We start from the raw sequence: 16,803 nt of genomic DNA on the forward strand, positions 1-16,803 counted from the left end.
GCCAGGCGCGTCGGGCCGGGTGCTTGTTGTGGACGACAACAAGGTCATCCGGCAGCTGATCAGGGTCAATCTCGAACTGGAGGGGTTCGAGGTGGTGACCGCGGCCGATGGTGCCGAGTGTCTCGATGTCGTTCATCAGGTGCGGCCCGATGCGGTCACCCTGGATGTCGTCATGCCGCGCCTCGACGGGCTGCAGACCGCCGCACGGCTGCGTGCCGACCCCCGTACCCGCGATCTTCCCCTCGCCATCGTCAGCGCCTGCACCCAGCACGAGGTCGACAGCGGCCTCGATGTCGGCGTCGACGCCTTCCTCGCCAAGCCGTTCGAACCCGCCGAACTCGTCAGCCTCGTACGGCGGTTGATCGAGCGGGAGAGGAACGGTGAGAGGGGCCCGGAAGTGAGGGGAGAGCGGGGAGTGAGCTCCGAGAGTGGCGTCGAGGCCGCAGGCGCCGGCGAGATCGTATTCGGGATCGTCTTCGGCGCTGGTGAGGCCGCCGGGCGCACCAGCGGCTGACACCCCTGCCGGCCGCGCGGTCCCCGAGAAGGTTGCGCGGCCCTCGCCGCCTCCTCTCCCGCCGCTCCCTCTTCCCTCACCGCCTCCCCATCCCGCCGCTCCGTCTCCCCACGCCCCACCCGTCCACATCGCGGGACCCCGCCCAAACCCATTCGCATACCCACCCCCCTCCTCCCCTACGCTTGTCCCGTGACCCCCGTCGAGCTCTCCCGTACCGTGCTGCGCGCGGTGCGTCGTGCTGTCGATGAGGGGGAGCTGCGTGTCGCCGTGCCGCAGCGGGCCGTGGTGAGCGTTCCCGGGCCCGGTGGGTGTGGTGACTACGCCACCAACATCGCCCTCCAGCTCGCCCGCCCCGCCGGGCAGCCGCCCCTGCGCGTCGCCGAGATCCTGCGGCCGCACCTCGCCGGCGTGGACGGTGTCGCCGACGTCGTCGTCACCGGGCCCGGCTTCCTCAACATCAGCCTGGGCGGCGCCGCGCCCGTCGCCCTCGTCGAGGAGATCCTGCGGCGTGGCACCCGGTACGGGTACGCCCACGGACCCTCCGCGGACGTGGTCGCGCTGCACTGCCCCCACGAGGTGCGCGCGGTGGTCGTGATGGACGCCGTCGCCCGGATCCTGCGGTCCCAGGGGGCCCTCGTCCGCACGCGTTGCGAGGCCGCGCTCGAGCCGCGATGGGCCGACATCCTGGGCGTACGCGTCGACGCGCACGATGTCCAGGGCTCCGAGGACTCCCAGGGCTCCCAGGACTCACGCTCACTGGACTCGCCGGCCCCGCCCTGCTTCCTCGTGCGTCCGGTGCCCGCCCCCGCCGACCCCCTCCCGCTCGGCCGGGACGCCGCCCGCTGGGCCCTGCTGCACCCCGCCGCCCACGACCGGCCCCGTATCATCGACGACCACCTCGTCCAGCGCGAGGGCAACCCCCTCTTCCGCGTCCGCTACGCCCACGCCCGCACCCGGGCCCTCGGCCGCAACGCCGCCGACCTCGGATTCGCACCTGAGCCAGGCCGACCCGGGCCCGGCGAGGATGCTCAGAACCTCCTCGCCGCCCTCGCCGACCACCCCCGCGTCCTGGCCCGCGCGGCAGCGGACCGCGCCCCCGACCGTCTCGCCCGGCACCTCGTCACCGTCGCCGATGCCGTCCTGCCTCTGCTGCCCGCCGTCCTGCCCCGCGGTGCGGAGAAACCCTCGGCCACCCACCGTGCCCGGCTCGCCCTCGCCGAAGCCGCCGAGACGGTGCTGGCCGGTGGCCTGTCCCTGCTCGGCATCGACGCACCCGAACACCTCTGAGAGAGCCCACGACAGTCATGAGCCGTTCCGCCCACCCCGCCGGGCCCCGCCACGCCGACGTCCTCCCCGAGGGGCACTACTCCGCCCCGCCCACCGACCTCAACGCCCTCGACCCGAAGGTGTGGGCCCAGACCGTCGCCCGTAACGCCGACGGCGTCGTCACCGTCGGCGGTATCGACGTGAAGACGCTCGCCGAACAGCACGGCACCCCGGCCTACTTCCTCGACGAGGTCGATTTCCGGGCCCGGGCGCGGGCTTGGCGCACCGCCTTCGGGGCCGACGCCGACGTGTTCTACGCCGGCAAGGCGTTCCTCTCCCGTGCCGTCGTGCGGTGGCTGCACGAGGAAGGGCTCAACCTGGACGTGTGCACCGGGGGCGAACTCGCCACCGCACTCTCGGCCGGCATGCCCGCCGACCGCATCGCCTTCCACGGCAACAACAAGTCCACGGAAGAGATCCACCGGGCCATCGAGGCCGGTGTCGGGCGTATCGTCCTCGACTCCTTCCAGGAGATCGTCCGCGTCGCCCACATCGCGCAGGAACTCGGCAAGCGGCAGCGCGTCCAGATCCGGATCACCGTCGGGGTCGAGGCGCACACGCACGAGTTCATCGCCACCGCCCACGAGGACCAGAAGTTCGGCATCCCGCTCGCCGGGGGACAGGCCGCCGAGGCCGTGCGGCGTGCGCTGAAGCTCGACGGGCTGGAGCTCATCGGGATTCACAGCCACATCGGGTCGCAGATCTTCGACATGTCCGGGTTCGAGGTGGCCGCGCACCGCGTCGTCGGGCTGCTGAAGGACATCCGCGACGAGCACGGCGTCGAGCTTCCCGAGATCGACCTCGGGGGCGGGTTGGGGATCGCGTACACGAGCGACGACGACCCCCGTGAGCCGCACGAGATCGCCAAGGCGCTCACCGAGATCGTCACCCGTGAGTGCGAGGTCGCCCGCCTGCGTACCCCCCGTATCTCCGTCGAGCCGGGGCGTGCCATCGTCGGGCCGACCGCCTTCACGCTCTACGAGGTCGGCACCATCAAGCCCCTCGACGGGCTGCGGACGTACGTCTCCGTCGACGGCGGCATGTCCGACAACGTCCGTACGGCGCTGTACGACGCCGAGTACAGCGTCGCCCTCGTCTCCCGCACCTCCGACGCCGAGCCCATGCTCGCCCGCGTCGTCGGCAAGCACTGCGAGAGCGGGGACATCGTCGTGAAGGACGCGTTCCTGCCCGCCGACCTGGCACCGGGTGACCTCATCGCCGTACCGGCGACGGGTGCCTACTGCCGGTCCATGGCCAGCAACTACAACCACGTGCTGCGGCCGCCGGTCGTCGCCGTGAACGAGGGCGAGTCCCGGGTGATCGTCCGCCGCGAGACGGAGGAGGACCTCCTGCGTCTCGACGTCGGGTGACCGGCGGAGACCGCAGACAAAGACCCGGGGGCGGAAGATCTCCTGTCTTCCACCCCCGTACAAATGAAATAGATGTCTCACGATCCGGACGAAGGGCAGAAACTCCCGTCCGGTGAGTGAGACTGGTGCAACCGTAGACGGTATGAGGAAACGAGGTCGGATGATGCGTACGCGTCCGCTGAAGGTGGCGCTGCTGGGCTGTGGAGTTGTCGGCTCAGAGGTGGCGCGCATCATGACGACGCACGCCGACGACCTCGCCGCCAGGATCGGCGCTCCCGTGGAGCTCGCGGGTGTCGCCGTACGGCGGCCCTCCAAGGTCCGTGAGGGCATCGACCCGGCCCTCGTCACCACCGACGCCACCGCGCTCGTCAAACGCGGCGACATCGACGTCGTGGTCGAGGTCATCGGCGGTATCGAGCCCGCCCGCGCCCTCATCACCACCGCCTTCGAGCACGGCGCGTCCGTCGTGTCGGCGAACAAGGCGCTCCTCGCCCAGGACGGCGCCGCCCTGCACGCCGCCGCCGAGCAGCACGGCCGTGACCTCTACTACGAGGCCGCCGTCGCCGGCGCCATCCCGCTGATCCGCCCGCTGCGCGAGTCCCTCGCCGGCGACAAGGTCAACCGGGTGCTCGGCATCGTCAACGGCACGACGAACTTCATCCTCGACAAGATGGACTCGACGGGCGCCGGGTATCAGGAGGCCCTCGACGAGGCCACCGCCCTGGGGTACGCCGAAGCCGACCCGACCGCCGACGTCGAGGGCTTCGACGCCGCCGCCAAGGCCGCCATCCTCGCCGGAATCGCGTTCCACACGCGCGTGCGCCTCGACGACGTCTACCGCGAGGGCATGACCGAGGTGACCGCCGCCGACTTCGCCTCCGCGAAGAACATGGGCTGCACCATCAAGCTGCTCGCCATCTGCGAGCGGGCCGAGGACGGCCAGTCGGTCACCGCGCGCGTGCATCCCGCCATGATCCCGCTGACCCACCCGCTGGCCTCCGTGCGCGGCGCCTACAACGCCGTGTTCGTCGAGTCCGACGCCTCCGGGCAGCTCATGTTCTACGGCCCCGGCGCGGGCGGCTCCCCGACCGCGTCCGCCGTACTCGGCGACCTCGTCGCCGTCTGCCGCAACCGGCTCAGCGGGGCAACGGGGCCCGGCGAGTCGGCGTACGCCGCCCTGACCGTGTCGCCGATGGGTGACGTCGTCACGCGCTACCACATCAGCCTCGATGTGGCGGACAAACCGGGTGTTCTCGCCCAGGTGGCGACCGTGTTCGCCGAGCACGGAGTCTCGATCGATACGGTTCGCCAGCAGGGCAAGGACGGCGAGGCCTCCCTCGTCGTCGTCACCCACCGTGCGTCCGACGCGGCCCTCGGCGGGACCGTGGAGGCGCTGCGCAACCTCGACACCGTGCGGGGTGTCGCCAGCATCATGCGGGTTGAAGGAGAGTAACCAGCAATGACCCACCAGTGGCGCGGAATCATCGAGGAGTACCGGGACCGGCTGCCCGTCTCCGACACCACGCCGGTCGTGACGCTCCGCGAGGGCGGCACGCCCCTCGTGCCCGCGCAGGTGCTCTCCGAGCGCACGGGCTGCGAGGTCCACCTCAAGGTGGAGGGCGCGAACCCGACCGGGTCCTTCAAGGACCGCGGCATGACCATGGCCATCACCAAGGCCAAGGAGGAGGGCGCGAAGGCGGTCATCTGCGCCTCCACCGGCAACACCTCGGCGTCCGCCGCCGCCTACGCCGTACGCGCGGGCATGGTTTCGGCCGTTCTCGTCCCGCAGGGCAAGATCGCGCTCGGCAAGATGGGCCAGGCCCTCGTGCACGGCGCGAAGATCCTCCAGGTCGACGGCAACTTCGACGACTGCCTCACGCTCGCTCGCGACCTGAGCGACAACTACCCCGTGGCGCTGGTCAATTCGGTCAACCCGGTGCGTATCGAGGGGCAGAAGACGGCCGCCTTCGAGATCGTGGACATGCTGGGCGACGCCCCCGACATCCACGTCCTGCCGGTGGGCAACGCGGGCAACATCACCGCGTACTGGAAGGGCTACACGGAGTACGCCGCCGACGGTGTCTCGAAGCAGACCCCGCGCATGTGGGGCTTCCAGGCCTCCGGCTCGGCGCCCATCGTGCGCGGCGAGGTCGTCAAGGACCCGTCGACGATCGCCACCGCCATCCGCATCGGCAACCCGGCGTCCTGGCAGTACGCGCTGGCCGCGCGGGACGAGTCCGGCGGCTTCATCGACGAGGTGACGGACCGTGAAATCCTGCGCGCCTACCGCCTGTTGGCCGCACAGGAGGGCGTCTTCGTGGAGCCCGCGTCCGCCGCGTCCGTCGCCGGTCTGCTGAAGGCCGCCGAGCAGGGCAAGGTCGACCCGGGCCAGACGATCGTCTGCACCGTCACCGGCAACGGCCTCAAGGACCCCGACTGGGCCGTCGCCGGCGCCCCACAGCCCGTCACCGTCCCGGTGGACGCGGCGACGGCGGCCGAGCGGCTCGGACTGGCGTAAGCCGGGCCACACCCCGTCGTAGCGGCGCCCGGCCCCGTCGTACGGGGCTCGCGTCCGCGCGTAAGAGGGCGCTTACCCGGGGGACTTCCCTACGGGGGGTGCACAGGGGGCATACGACACGCATCGTGCGCCTCCTGTGCGCCCTATGTCGCCACAGAACCCACCTTCGATAGGCTGTACTGAACCCGCCCGCCGCATATGCCTCCGCATGGGGCGCGGTGCCGCGCCGTCTCCGCGGCCCGGAAGCGGCCCCAGGGGTCTTCGTACGTCATCGAATGTCGTCACCGAGTGTCTTCGACAATCACGCAGCTCAAGGAGAGTCATCGAGCGATGGCCGGTCCAGCCTTCCGCGCCGCCGCCGTCCGGGTGCGCGTCCCCGCCACCAGCGCCAACCTCGGCCCGGGCTTCGACGCCCTCGGCCTGTCGCTGGGGCTCTACGACGACGTGGTCGTCCGGGTGGCCGACTCCGGGCTGCACGTCGACATCGCGGGTGAGGGCAGCGAGACGCTGCCGCGTGACGAAAAGCACCTTCTCGTACGGTCCCTGCGCACCGCCTTCGATCTGCTCGGCGGCCAGCCGCGCGGCCTGGAGATCGTCTGCGCCAACCGCATCCCGCACGGCCGGGGCCTCGGCTCCTCCTCGGCCGCCATCAGCGCCGGCATCGTCGCCGCCCGCGCCGTGACCATAGGCGGCGAGGCCAAGCTCGACGACACGGCCCTCCTGGAGCTCGCCACCGAGATCGAGGGCCACCCCGACAACGTGGCGGCCTGTCTGCTCGGCGGATTCACCCTCTCCTGGATGGAGGCCGGTGCCGCGCGGGCGATCAGGATGGATCCCGCCGATTCCATCGTTCCGGTGGTTTTCGTGCCCGGAAAGCCGGTTCTCACCGAGACCGCGCGCGGCCTGCTCCCGCGCACCGTGCCGCACGTCGACGCCGCCACCAACGCGGGCCGTGCAGCCCTGCTCGTCGAGGCCCTGACCAGGCGCCCCGAGCTGCTGCTGCCCGCCACCGAGGACCGTCTCCACCAGGAGTACCGGGCGCCCGCGATGCCGGAGAGCGCGGCGCTGGTGGAGCGGCTGCGGGCCGACGGGGTCCCGGCAGTGATCTCCGGCGCGGGCCCCACCGTTCTGGCGTTGGTCGACGACGCGAGCGCCGACAAGGTGGCCCATCTGGCAGGCGAGGGATGGGCGGCGAACCGGCTCGACCTCGACGCCCAGGGAGCGAGCGTGCTGCCGCTTGCGCCCTCCGGTGACATTTAGAAGCGTACGGTTGCCGGATTTCGAGAGGGGGAATGTTTGTTGGATCCGGTAGTGTTAACCTCAAGTCTGCACCCGACCCCACCATGGCGAGGTGCTTCGTGTCCCCGTCCGGGACAGACATTCTTCCGGGAGCCTCCCAAGCCGCACTGTGTTTCGTACGACGTACGCGGGCAGTACCTCGTACGCGAGCACTGAGCGACTTGCCGGGCACGCTCCGGAACCGGTGCGACCGAGCCCAGTGACACAGACACTCAGTGCCACGGCTCTGGGAAGCGCCATCACCAGATATTTCCTCCGCCGCTTCGGCGGAACACCGCCCCGGCACGGTCCACACACCAAGGACCGAAGCCGGACAGCACAACCGGTCGCCGAGCCAGACAGGCCGACGTCCGCTCCAGGGAAGGACCCTTCGTGAGCGACACCACCGATCTGATGGGCGCACGTGTCGAGGAGACCGCTGCCGCGCCCGCCACGGACGCCTCCGCGCCTGCCACCGGTGCCGGCTCCCGGCGGCGCCGCGGTACCGGCCTCGAGGGCATGGTGCTGGCCGAGCTGCAGCAGGTCGCATCCGGCCTCGGTATCAGGGGCACCGCGCGTATGCGCAAGAGCCAGCTGATCGAGGTCATCAAGGAGGCGCAGGCCGGAGGAGGTGGCGCGGCTCCCAAGGCGGCGTCTTCCCCCGCCGGGGACGCCACCGAGACCAAGCCCAAGCGCCGCGCCACCTCCAAGGCCCGTACCGGCGAAGCCGCCGAGAAGAAGGCGGACAAGGCGGCTGAGGCCCCCGCCGAGAAGGCCGTGGCCCAGCAGCAGATCGAGATCCCCGGTCAGCCGGCCAGCGACGAGGGCCCGACCGAGCGCCGTCGTCGCCGCGCCACCGCCGACGCCGGTGCGCCCGCGGCCGCCCCCGAGACGGTTGCCGCCGAGGCGAAGAGCGAGCCGAAGGCCGAGACGCCCGCCCAGCCGCAGGCCCAGCAGGGCGACGCCAAGGGCGACGCCGGTGAGGGCGCCGAGGGCCGTCGTCGTGACCGCCGTGAGCGCGGCCGGGACCGTGACCGCGGTGACCGTGGCGACCGCCGCAAGGGCGACGACCAGCAGGGCGGCGGCCGTCAGGACCGCGACCGCCAGCAGCAGAACCAGCAGCAGGGCGGCGGCCGTCAGGACCGTGACCGCGACCGCCAGCAGCGGGCCGACGAGGACGGGGACGACTTCGAGGGCGGCCGCCGTGGCCGTCGCGGTCGTTACCGTGACCGCCGTGGCCGTCGTGGCCGCGACGAGATGGGCAGCGCGGAGCCGCAGATCAACGAGGACGACGTCCTGATCCCCGTCGCGGGCATCCTGGACATCCTCGACAACTACGCCTTCATCCGTACGTCGGGCTACCTGCCCGGTCCGAACGACGTGTACGTCTCCCTCGCCCAGGTCCGCAAGAACGGCCTGCGCAAGGGTGACCACATCACCGGTGCGGTCCGTCAGCCCAAGGAAGGCGAGCGGCGCGAGAAGTTCAACGCGCTGGTGCGTCTCGACTCCGTCAACGGCATGGCGCCCGAACACGGCCGTGGCCGCCCGGAGTTCAACAAGCTGACCCCGCTGTACCCGCAGGACCGCCTCCGCCTGGAGACGGACCCGGGCGTGCTCACCACCCGCATCATCGACCTGGTCTCGCCCATCGGTAAGGGCCAGCGCGGTCTGATCGTGGCCCCGCCGAAGACCGGTAAGACCATGATCATGCAGGCGATCGCCAACGCGATCACGCACAACAACCCCGAGTGCCACCTGATGGTCGTCCTGGTCGACGAGCGTCCGGAAGAGGTCACCGACATGCAGCGGTCGGTCAAGGGCGAGGTCATCTCCTCGACCTTCGACCGTCCGGCCGAGGACCACACGACGGTCGCCGAGCTCGCCATCGAGCGTGCGAAGCGACTGGTCGAGCTGGGCCACGACGTGGTCGTCCTGCTGGACTCCATCACGCGTCTGGGCCGTGCCTACAACCTGGCCGCCCCCGCCTCCGGCCGCATCCTGTCCGGTGGTGTCGACTCGACCGCGCTGTACCCGCCGAAGCGCTTCTTCGGTGCCGCGCGCAACATCGAGGACGGTGGCTCGCTCACCATCCTGGCGACGGCTCTCGTCGACACCGGGTCCCGCATGGACGAGGTGATCTTCGAGGAGTTCAAGGGCACCGGCAACATGGAGCTCAAGCTCGACCGCAAGCTCGCCGACAAGCGCATCTTCCCGGCGGTGGACGTCGACGCGTCCGGTACCCGTAAGGAAGAGATCCTGCTCGGCAACGAGGAGCTGGCGGTCGTCTGGAAGCTGCGGCGGGTGCTGCACGCGCTGGACCAGCAGCAGGCGATCGAGCTGCTTCTCGACAAGATGAAGCAGACCAAGTCGAACGTCGAGTTCCTGATGCAGATCCAGAAGACGACGCCGACGCCGGGCAACGGGGACTGAGCACAGGCGCTCCCGGAAAGTCCCGAAAGGCCGCTCCCCGTCAAACAGTGACGGGGAGCGGCCTTTTGGCGCTGATAGGGACGGGCGTATCCATGCGCCCCTTCCTACTCATGTGTCTCTGGGGGGACCTTCTTGACCACCACTCTGTCCGGCAACGGTCGTCACAGACGCCGGATGCGTATCGGGCTGCCCGTAGCCGCCGCCGGTGTCGCCGCGGCCGTCGCCGCCGCGCTGCTGACCTCGTCCGCGGGCGCCGCGACCGCGCTGCCCAAGCCCACCGTGAAGCCCGCCACCAGTTCGGCCTCGCTCGCCGAGCTGGAGCGGCGCGTCGCGGGTGCCGTCGCCGGGGACGACACCGCGGGGGAACCGGCCGCGAAGTCGTCGTACAGCGCGAGCACCAGCAGCTCTTCCGGTGACTCCACCGTGAGTCCCATGGTCATCGGCGGCACCGAGACCACCATCACCTCGGCGCCGTGGATGGCGCAGCTCTGGTACTACGACGACCGGGGCACCGCCGACGAGGCCGACGACCTCGGGTTCTTCTGCGGGGGCGCCGTCGTCGCGCCGACGAAGATCCTCACCGCCGCGCACTGCGTCAAGGGCTACGACTGGTACAACCACGGCGCCGTCGTCACCGGCACCGCCCAGCTGCCCACCAGCGACGACGCCGGCAACACCGACCTGCACGGCGGCACCGTCACGCTGCCGGACCGGCAGTGGAACCACCCGTCGTACAGCGCGACGACGATCGACAACGACATCGCCGTCATCACGCTGGCGAACGCGGTCAAGGCGACGCCGATCCGCATGACGACGTCCGGCGACACCGCCTCGTACGACCCGTCCACGACCGGTGCCAAGAGCGCCAAGGTCTACGGCTGGGGCCGGACCAGCTCCACCAGCCAGGACGTCTCCGAGACGCTGAAGACGGCCACGCTGCCCATCCAGTCCGACAGCACCTGCACGGGTTACTACGGCAGCGAGTTCATCAAGGGCCACATGGTCTGCGCGGGCCCGCCGGCGAGCGGCAGCGACAGCGGCACCACCTCCGCCTGCAACGGTGACTCCGGCGGACCGCTCGTGGTGAACAACCGGATCGTCGGTGTCGTCTCCTGGGGCGTGCAGAACTGCGTCGCCGAGGGCGCATACAGCGTGTTCGCCAAGGTCAGCAGCTATGTCGGTGCCGTCTACCCGCGGGTCGACGACACCAACATCAGCGGTGACCACAAGGCCGACCTGTGGGTGCGCAACTCCTCCACGAAGACCGGTTACTCGAAGAACTCCAACGGCAGTTCCTTCGCCGCGCGCGAGTCCTGGGGCGACTGGAGCGGCGTGAACCTCGTCCTGCAGACCGACCTCGACCGGGACGGCTACCAGGACCTGGTGTTCCGGCGCAGCTCCGACGGCGACCTGTTCTGGGCGCACTATGTGCAGTCCAGCGGCAGCTGGGCCACCAAGCAGATCGCCGACAACTGGGCGAGCCGCACCCGTATCGTCGTCCCCGGTGACGTCACCGGGGACTACAAGCCCGACCTGCTCTCGGTCGACTCGGGCGGCTATCTGTGGATCTACCCGGGCAACGGCAACGGCACGTTCGGGACCCGTGTGAAGGTCGGCTCCGGGTGGAACCAGTACAACACCCTGCGCGGCCACGGCGACTTCACCGGCGACGGCAAGACCGACCTGATCGCCCGCGCCAAGAGCAGCGGCTATGTGTACCTGTACAAGGGCACCGGCAAGTCCGGCACGGGTGCGTTCTCCTCGCGGATCAAGGTGCGTACGTGGAGCAGCACGACGTACAACGCCTTCGACGCGGTCGGCGACATCAGCGGCGACGGCAAGGCGGACTTCCTGGCGCGTACGCCCGGCGGCACGCTCTACCTGTACAAGGGCACCGGAAAGGCCACCAGCGAGATCTTCGCCACAAGGATCTCGGTCGGCACTGACTTCAAGCAGTACGACATCTTCGGCTGAAACCGCAGGTGAGACGGGGCCACCCGGTATCACCGCAGACGGACCGTGCCCACCGCTCTCCGGCGGTGGGCACGGTCCGTTGTGCAACCCTTCTCCGAGTTTCCCCGTCTGACCGGACGGGGTGACGATGGTGTGGTACGGGCCAAATGGCCACGCCTGACCCTGAAAGCAGGGGGTAACCGACCGGACGAGAACCGAGGAGCACTGTGTCCGCCGAGAGCACGCCGGAGCCCGGCATACCGGGCGATACCGGCACCGCAGGTCCGCGCCACCGCGCCAAGGGCCGCCGTCGCAAACCCCGTGACAAGCGCAAGAGCCTGCTGATCACGGCCTGGACGGCCGCCGGGATCGTGGTCCTGGGCGGCACCGGCGCCGGGTACCTGTACTTCAAGCTCAACGGCAACCTCAAGAGCGTGAACATCGACCAGGCCCTCGGCACCGACCGGCCCGAGAAGGTCGACAACGGCTCGGAGAACATCCTCGTCCTCGGCTCCGACACCCGCTCCGGCAGCAACAAGGCGCTCGGCGGCGGCACCGACGACGGCAGCGCCCGCTCCGACACGGCGATGATCGTGCACGTCTACGAGGGCCACAAGAAGGCCAGCGTGGTCTCCATCCCGCGCGACACCCTCATCGACCGCCCCCAGTGCACCGACACCGACGGCAAGACGCACGACGCCGCGTCCGGCGTCATGTTCAACGAGTCGTACTCCACGGGCGGCGCCGCCTGCACCGTGAAAACCGTCGAGTCCATCACCGGCATCCGCATGGACCACTTCCTGGAGGTCGACTTCTCCGGCTTCCAGAAGCTCATAGACGAGCTCGGCGGAGTCGAGGTCACCACCACCAAGGACATCAACGACCCCGACAGCCACCTCAACCTCAAGGCCGGCACGCACCAGCTCACCGGCAAGCAGGCCCTCGGCCTGGTCCGCACCCGGCACGGCGTGGGCGACGGCTCCGACCTCGGCCGCATCCAGCTCCAGCAGGCCTTCATCAAGGCGCTGATCAACCAGGTCAAGGACATCAACCTCTTCGGCAACCCCAAGAAGCTCTACGACCTGGCCGACACCGCCACGAACGCCGTCACCACCGACTCCGACCTCGGCTCGGTCAACAAGCTCATGTCCTTCGCGGGCGGCCTGAAGGGCATCAGCTCCAAGAACATGAACATGGTCACGATGCCGGTCCAGTACGACCCGGCGGACCCGAACCGGGTGCTCGTGGCGAAGGCCAAGGCCCAGCTGGTGTGGGACGCCCTGAAGAACGACAAGCCCATCCCGAAGGCGGCCACCGAAGGCACCGCCGCAGGGGACGCCAAGGGCGTGGTGAGTTAGCCGGGGAACCCCGGGGAGCCAGGGGAATACCCCACAGCCACCCCCGGTTTTGGCTGATGGACACCAGTCCTGGCAGACTGGTACGTCGGCTCCGGTTCACGCTCCCGCACCCCGCGGCTGCGACCCGGCGCCCTCCCGAAACTAGGAGACACCTTGAAGCGCGACATCCACCCCGAGTACGTCGAGACGCAGGTCAGCTGCACCTGTGGCGCGTCGTTCACCACCCGTAGCACGATCGAGAGCGGCACCATCCGCGCCGAGGTCTGCTCCGAGTGCCACCCGTTCTACACGGGCAAGCAGAAGATCCTCGACACCGGTGGCCGTGTGGCCCGCTTCGAGGCCCGCTTCGGCAAGGCTGCTGCCGGCTCCAAGAAGTAGCGAGCTCCAATTCGCCGGTCCACGGTTCGCGTGCCCTCCCGCAAGGAGGAGCCCGCGCCGGGACCGGCGTTTTTGGTCGCCCGCCCCTTCACCCCCGTACACACAGGAGCCCAAGATGTTCGAGGCCGTCGAGGACCTGGTCGCTGAGCACGCCGACCTGGAGACGAAGCTCGCCGACCCGTCGGTCCACGCCGACCAGGCGAACGCGCGCAAGTTGAACAAGCGCTACGCCGAGCTCACCCCGATCGTCGCCACGTACCGCTCCTGGAAGCAGACCGGCGACGACATCGAGACGGCGAAGGAATTCGCCGCCGACGACCCGGACTTCGCCGCCGAGGTCAAGGAGCTGGACAAGCAGCGCGAGGAGCTGACGGAGAAGCTCCGCCTGCTGCTCGTCCCGCGCGACCCCAGCGACGACAAGGACGTCATCCTCGAGATCAAGGCCGGCGCCGGCGGTGACGAGTCGGCGCTGTTCGCCGGCGACCTGCTGCGCATGTACCTGCGCTACGCCGAGCGCGTCGGCTGGAAGACCGAGATCATCGACTCCACCGAGTCCGAACTCGGCGGCTACAAGGACGTCCAGGTCGCGGTGAAGACCAAGGGCGGCCAGGGCGCCACCGAGCCCGGGCAGGGCGTGTGGGCGCGGCTGAAGTACGAGGGCGGGGTGCACCGCGTGCAGCGGGTGCCGGCGACCGAGTCCCAGGGCCGTATCCACACCTCCGCGGCCGGTGTGCTGGTCACGCCCGAGGCCGAGGAGATCGACGTCGAGATCAACCCGAACGACCTGCGGATCGACGTGTACCGGTCGTCCGGCCCGGGTGGTCAGTCCGTCAACACCACCGACTCCGCCGTGCGCATCACGCACATTCCCACCGGAGTCGTGGCCTCCTGCCAGAACGAGAAGAGCCAGCTGCAGAACAAGGAGCAGGCTATGCGTATCCTGCGCTCCAGGCTGCTCGCAGCGGCGCAGGAGGAGGCCGAGAAGGAGGCCGCCGACGCCCGCCGCAGCCAGGTCCGCACGGTCGACCGCTCCGAGAAGATCCGCACCTACAACTTCCCGGAGAATCGGATCTCGGACCACCGCGTCGGCTTCAAGGCGTACAACCTGGACCAGGTGTTGGACGGCGACCTCGACGCGGTGATCCAGGCCTGCGTCGACGCGGACTCGGCCGCCAAGCTCGCGGCCGCGTAAGGCACGTACGAGTACGACCGGAGGACTTGCGTGCAGCAATTCATTGGGGGGCGATCCCCAAGCCCCCGCAGCGTGCTGCTCGCGGAGGTGGCCCAGGCCACCCAGCGGCTGGCCGACGCCGGCGTGCCCTCGCCGCGCACCGACGCGGAGGAGCTCGCCGCGTTCGTGCACGGCGTGAAGCGGGGCGAGCTGCACTCCGTGAAGGACTCGGACTTCGACGCCCGCTACTGGGAGGTCATCGCCCGCCGTGAGCAGCGCGAGCCGCTCCAGCACATCACCGGCCGGGCCTACTTCCGGTATCTCGAACTCCAGGTGGGGCCCGGCGTGTTCGTGCCCCGCCCCGAGACCGAGTCGGTCGTCGGGTGGGCCATAGACGCCGTGCGCGCGATGGACGTCGTCGAGCCCTGCATCGTGGATCTGTGCACCGGCTCCGGCGCCATCGCCCTCGCCCTCGCCCAGGAGGTGCCGCGCTCACGCGTGCACGCCGTGGAGCTGTCCGAGGACGCCCTGCACTGGACCCGCAAGAACGTCGAGGGGTCCAGGGTCGACCTGCGGCAGGGCAACGCCCTGGACGCCTTCCCGGACCTCGACGGCCAGGTCGACCTGGTCATCTCCAACCCGCCCTACATCCCGCTCACCGAATGGGAGTACGTCGCTCCCGAGGCGCGGGACTACGATCCCGAACTCGCCCTGTTCTCAGGGGAGGACGGCCTCGACCTCATCCGCGGCCTGGAACGGACCGCGCACCGGCTCCTGCGCCCGGGCGGTGTCGTCGTCATCGAACACGCCGACACCCAGGGCGGCCAGGTGCCGTGGATCTTCACCGAGGAGCGGGGCTGGGCCGACGCGGCCGACCACCCCGACCTCAACAACCGCCCGAGGTTCGCGACCGCCCGCAAGGCGCTGCCGTGACCACCACCCCGACTCTTTTCCCGCAGTACGTGTACGAGGAGGCCCGCTAGATATGGCACGGCGATACGACACCAACGACGCGACCGACCGCACGACGGGTCTGCGTGAGGCCGCGTCCGCCGTCCGCCGTGGCGAGCTCGTGGTCCTCCCGACCGACACGGTGTACGGCATCGGCGCCGACGCGTTCTCCAAGGAGGCCGTCGGCGACCTGCTGGAGGCCAAGGGGCGGGGCCGCAACATGCCCACCCCTGTGCTGATCGGCTCCCCGAACACGCTCCATGGTCTCGTCACCGACTTCTCCGAGCTGGCCTGGGAGCTGGTGGACGCGTTCTGGCCGGGCGCGCTGACGCTCGTCGCCAAGCACCAGCCGTCCCTGCAGTGGGACCTGGGCGACACCCGGGGCACGGTTGCCGTGCGCATGCCACTGCACCCGGTCGCCATCGAGCTCCTCACCGAGGTCGGCCCGATGGCGGTGTCGTCGGCGAACCTGACGGGCCACCCCGCCCCCGAGGACTGCGACGCCGCGCAGGAGATGCTCGGCGACTCGGTCTCCGTCTACCTGGACGGCGGCCCGACCCCCGGCAACGTCCCGTCCTCGATCGTCGACGTGACGGGCGAAGTGCCCCTCCTCCTGCGCGCGGGCGCCATCTCCGCGGAAGAGCTGCGGAAGGTCGTACCCGACCTCGAGGTGGCGAATTGACAGCCCCTGAGGCGGGGCGTGGCATAGGCAACGGGGAAAGCGCGGCGGAGATCACCACGACGTTCGTCGGACTCCCGCGCGACAGCTTCCGCATCCTCCACGTCAGCACCGGAAATGTCTGCCGCTCGCCGATCACCGAGCGGCTGACCCGTCATTTCGTGGCGCAGCGGCTCGGCGTGCTCGGCGGCGGGCTGATCGTGGAGAGCGCGGGCACCTGGGGCCACGAGGGCGCGCCGATGGAGGCCAACGCGGAGACGGTCCTCGCCGACTTCGGCGCGGACGCCGCCGGCTTCGTCGGCCGCGAGCTCCTCGACGAGCACGTCATCCGCGCCGACCTGGTCCTGACGGCGACCCGCGACCACCGCGCCCAGGTCATCTCCATGGGCCACTCGGCGGGCCTGCGCACCTTCACCCTCAAGGAGTTCACCCGCCTGGTGAAGGCGATAGACCCCGCGACGCTGCCGCCCCTGGAGGACGGCGTGGTCTTCCGTGCACGTGCCCTGGTCCGCGCGGCGGCGGCTCTACGCGGGTGGCTGCTGGCGCCGACGGCGGAGGCGGACGAGGTGTACGACCCGTACGGGGCGCCGTTGCCGTTCTTCCGGTCGGTGGGGGACGAGATACATGAGGCGCTGGATCCGGTGGTGACGGCGTTGACGGGGGTTCCGGCGCGCGCTTGATGCGGGCCGGGGAGAGCCGGCGGACGGAGTCCGCCGCAGCGTCCCGATGCCTGGGAGGCCCGCCAGGGCCGAGCAGTGCGAGGGGCGCGTCCGGGATGGGTCCCCGCGACGCTGCCGCCCCTGGAGGACGGCGTGGTCTTCCGTGCACGTGCCCTGGTCCGCGCGGCGGCGGCTCTACGCGGGTGGCTGCTGGCGCC

At 70.3% G+C, this 16,803-nt stretch carries 14 protein-coding genes and 1 pseudogene; all 15 read left to right on the forward strand.

What is annotated here, in order from left to right:
- Positions 1 to 19: 19 nt before the first annotated feature.
- Positions 20 to 514 (forward strand): response regulator, encoded by a 495-nt coding sequence (locus tag ACIREI_RS15535; RefSeq protein ID WP_403332958.1) that lies wholly within the window; start codon positions 20 to 22, stop codon positions 512 to 514.
- Positions 515 to 703: 189 nt separating this feature from the next.
- Positions 704 to 1,801, forward strand: coding sequence for an ArgS-related anticodon-binding protein NrtL (gene nrtL / locus ACIREI_RS15540; RefSeq protein ID WP_403332668.1), 1,098 nt, complete (start codon positions 704 to 706; stop codon positions 1,799 to 1,801).
- A gap of 17 nt (positions 1,802 to 1,818) precedes the next feature.
- Positions 1,819 to 3,210 carry a diaminopimelate decarboxylase gene (gene lysA / locus ACIREI_RS15545; protein WP_403332671.1) on the forward strand — a complete coding sequence of 464 codons (1,392 nt, stop codon included), beginning with the start codon at positions 1,819 to 1,821 and terminating at the stop codon, positions 3,208 to 3,210.
- 160 nt (positions 3,211 to 3,370) lie between these two features.
- Positions 3,371 to 4,663: a homoserine dehydrogenase gene (locus ACIREI_RS15550; protein WP_403332673.1), complete on the forward strand. Its 1,293-nt coding sequence runs from the start codon at positions 3,371 to 3,373 to the stop codon at positions 4,661 to 4,663.
- Positions 4,664 to 4,669: 6 nt separating this feature from the next.
- On the forward strand, positions 4,670 to 5,728 hold the full coding sequence (gene thrC, locus ACIREI_RS15555; protein WP_301996871.1) for a threonine synthase: 1,059 nt from the start codon (positions 4,670 to 4,672) through the stop codon (positions 5,726 to 5,728).
- A 330-nt stretch (positions 5,729 to 6,058) separates the two neighbouring features.
- On the forward strand, positions 6,059 to 6,988 hold the full coding sequence (gene thrB, locus ACIREI_RS15560; protein WP_403332676.1) for a homoserine kinase: 930 nt from the start codon (positions 6,059 to 6,061) through the stop codon (positions 6,986 to 6,988).
- A 411-nt stretch (positions 6,989 to 7,399) separates the two neighbouring features.
- Positions 7,400 to 9,436, forward strand: a complete 2,037-nt coding sequence (gene rho / locus ACIREI_RS15565) for a transcription termination factor Rho (protein WP_403332679.1) — start codon at positions 7,400 to 7,402, stop codon at positions 9,434 to 9,436.
- A 174-nt stretch (positions 9,437 to 9,610) separates the two neighbouring features.
- Positions 9,611 to 11,410, forward strand: coding sequence for a trypsin-like serine protease (locus ACIREI_RS15570; protein WP_403332961.1), 1,800 nt, complete (start codon positions 9,611 to 9,613; stop codon positions 11,408 to 11,410).
- Positions 11,411 to 11,616: 206 nt separating this feature from the next.
- Positions 11,617 to 12,747 (forward strand): LCP family protein, encoded by a 1,131-nt coding sequence (locus ACIREI_RS15575; protein ID WP_403332682.1) that lies wholly within the window; start codon positions 11,617 to 11,619, stop codon positions 12,745 to 12,747.
- Between the two features lie 153 nt (positions 12,748 to 12,900).
- Positions 12,901 to 13,125 carry a 50S ribosomal protein L31 gene (gene rpmE / locus ACIREI_RS15580; protein ID WP_019326867.1) on the forward strand — a complete coding sequence of 75 codons (225 nt, stop codon included), beginning with the start codon at positions 12,901 to 12,903 and terminating at the stop codon, positions 13,123 to 13,125.
- 115 nt (positions 13,126 to 13,240) lie between these two features.
- Positions 13,241 to 14,317: a peptide chain release factor 1 gene (gene prfA, locus ACIREI_RS15585; RefSeq protein ID WP_383451903.1), complete on the forward strand. Its 1,077-nt coding sequence runs from the start codon at positions 13,241 to 13,243 to the stop codon at positions 14,315 to 14,317.
- Positions 14,318 to 14,389: 72 nt separating this feature from the next.
- On the forward strand, positions 14,390 to 15,229 hold the full coding sequence (prmC, locus tag ACIREI_RS15590; protein WP_383452046.1) for a peptide chain release factor N(5)-glutamine methyltransferase: 840 nt from the start codon (positions 14,390 to 14,392) through the stop codon (positions 15,227 to 15,229).
- 52 nt (positions 15,230 to 15,281) lie between these two features.
- Complete coding sequence (locus ACIREI_RS15595; protein ID WP_128434678.1) at positions 15,282 to 15,929, forward strand: L-threonylcarbamoyladenylate synthase; 648 nt, start codon at positions 15,282 to 15,284, stop codon at positions 15,927 to 15,929.
- A complete protein-coding gene (locus tag ACIREI_RS15600) occupies positions 15,926 to 16,606 on the forward strand; it encodes a protein-tyrosine-phosphatase (RefSeq protein ID WP_403332687.1) in 681 nt (226 codons plus the stop codon). Before ACIREI_RS15595 ends, ACIREI_RS15600 begins: the two co-directional genes overlap by 4 nt.
- A gap of 102 nt (positions 16,607 to 16,708) precedes the next feature.
- Positions 16,709 to 16,803, forward strand: a pseudogene (locus ACIREI_RS15605) (protein-tyrosine-phosphatase); the annotation flags it as partial.

This window comes from Streptomyces sp. NPDC093591 (genome assembly GCF_044764885.1).
Lineage (GTDB): Bacteria > Actinomycetota > Actinomycetes > Streptomycetales > Streptomycetaceae > Streptomyces.

What these genes read in the sequence shown, in the direction of transcription:
- lysA (WP_403332671.1), top strand. Translation starts at nt 1,819, where the DNA reads ATGAGCCGTTCCGCCCACCCCGCCGGGCCCCGCCACGCCGACGTCCTC.
- ACIREI_RS15550 (WP_403332673.1), top strand. Translation starts at nt 3,371, where the DNA reads ATGATGCGTACGCGTCCGCTGAAGGTGGCGCTGCTGGGCTGTGGAGTT.
- thrC (WP_301996871.1), top strand. Translation starts at nt 4,670, where the DNA reads ATGACCCACCAGTGGCGCGGAATCATCGAGGAGTACCGGGACCGGCTG.
- thrB (WP_403332676.1), top strand. Translation starts at nt 6,059, where the DNA reads ATGGCCGGTCCAGCCTTCCGCGCCGCCGCCGTCCGGGTGCGCGTCCCC.
- ACIREI_RS15570 (WP_403332961.1), top strand. Translation starts at nt 9,611, where the DNA reads ATGCGTATCGGGCTGCCCGTAGCCGCCGCCGGTGTCGCCGCGGCCGTC.
- prfA (WP_383451903.1), top strand. Translation starts at nt 13,241, where the DNA reads ATGTTCGAGGCCGTCGAGGACCTGGTCGCTGAGCACGCCGACCTGGAG.
- ACIREI_RS15595 (WP_128434678.1), top strand. Translation starts at nt 15,282, where the DNA reads ATGGCACGGCGATACGACACCAACGACGCGACCGACCGCACGACGGGT.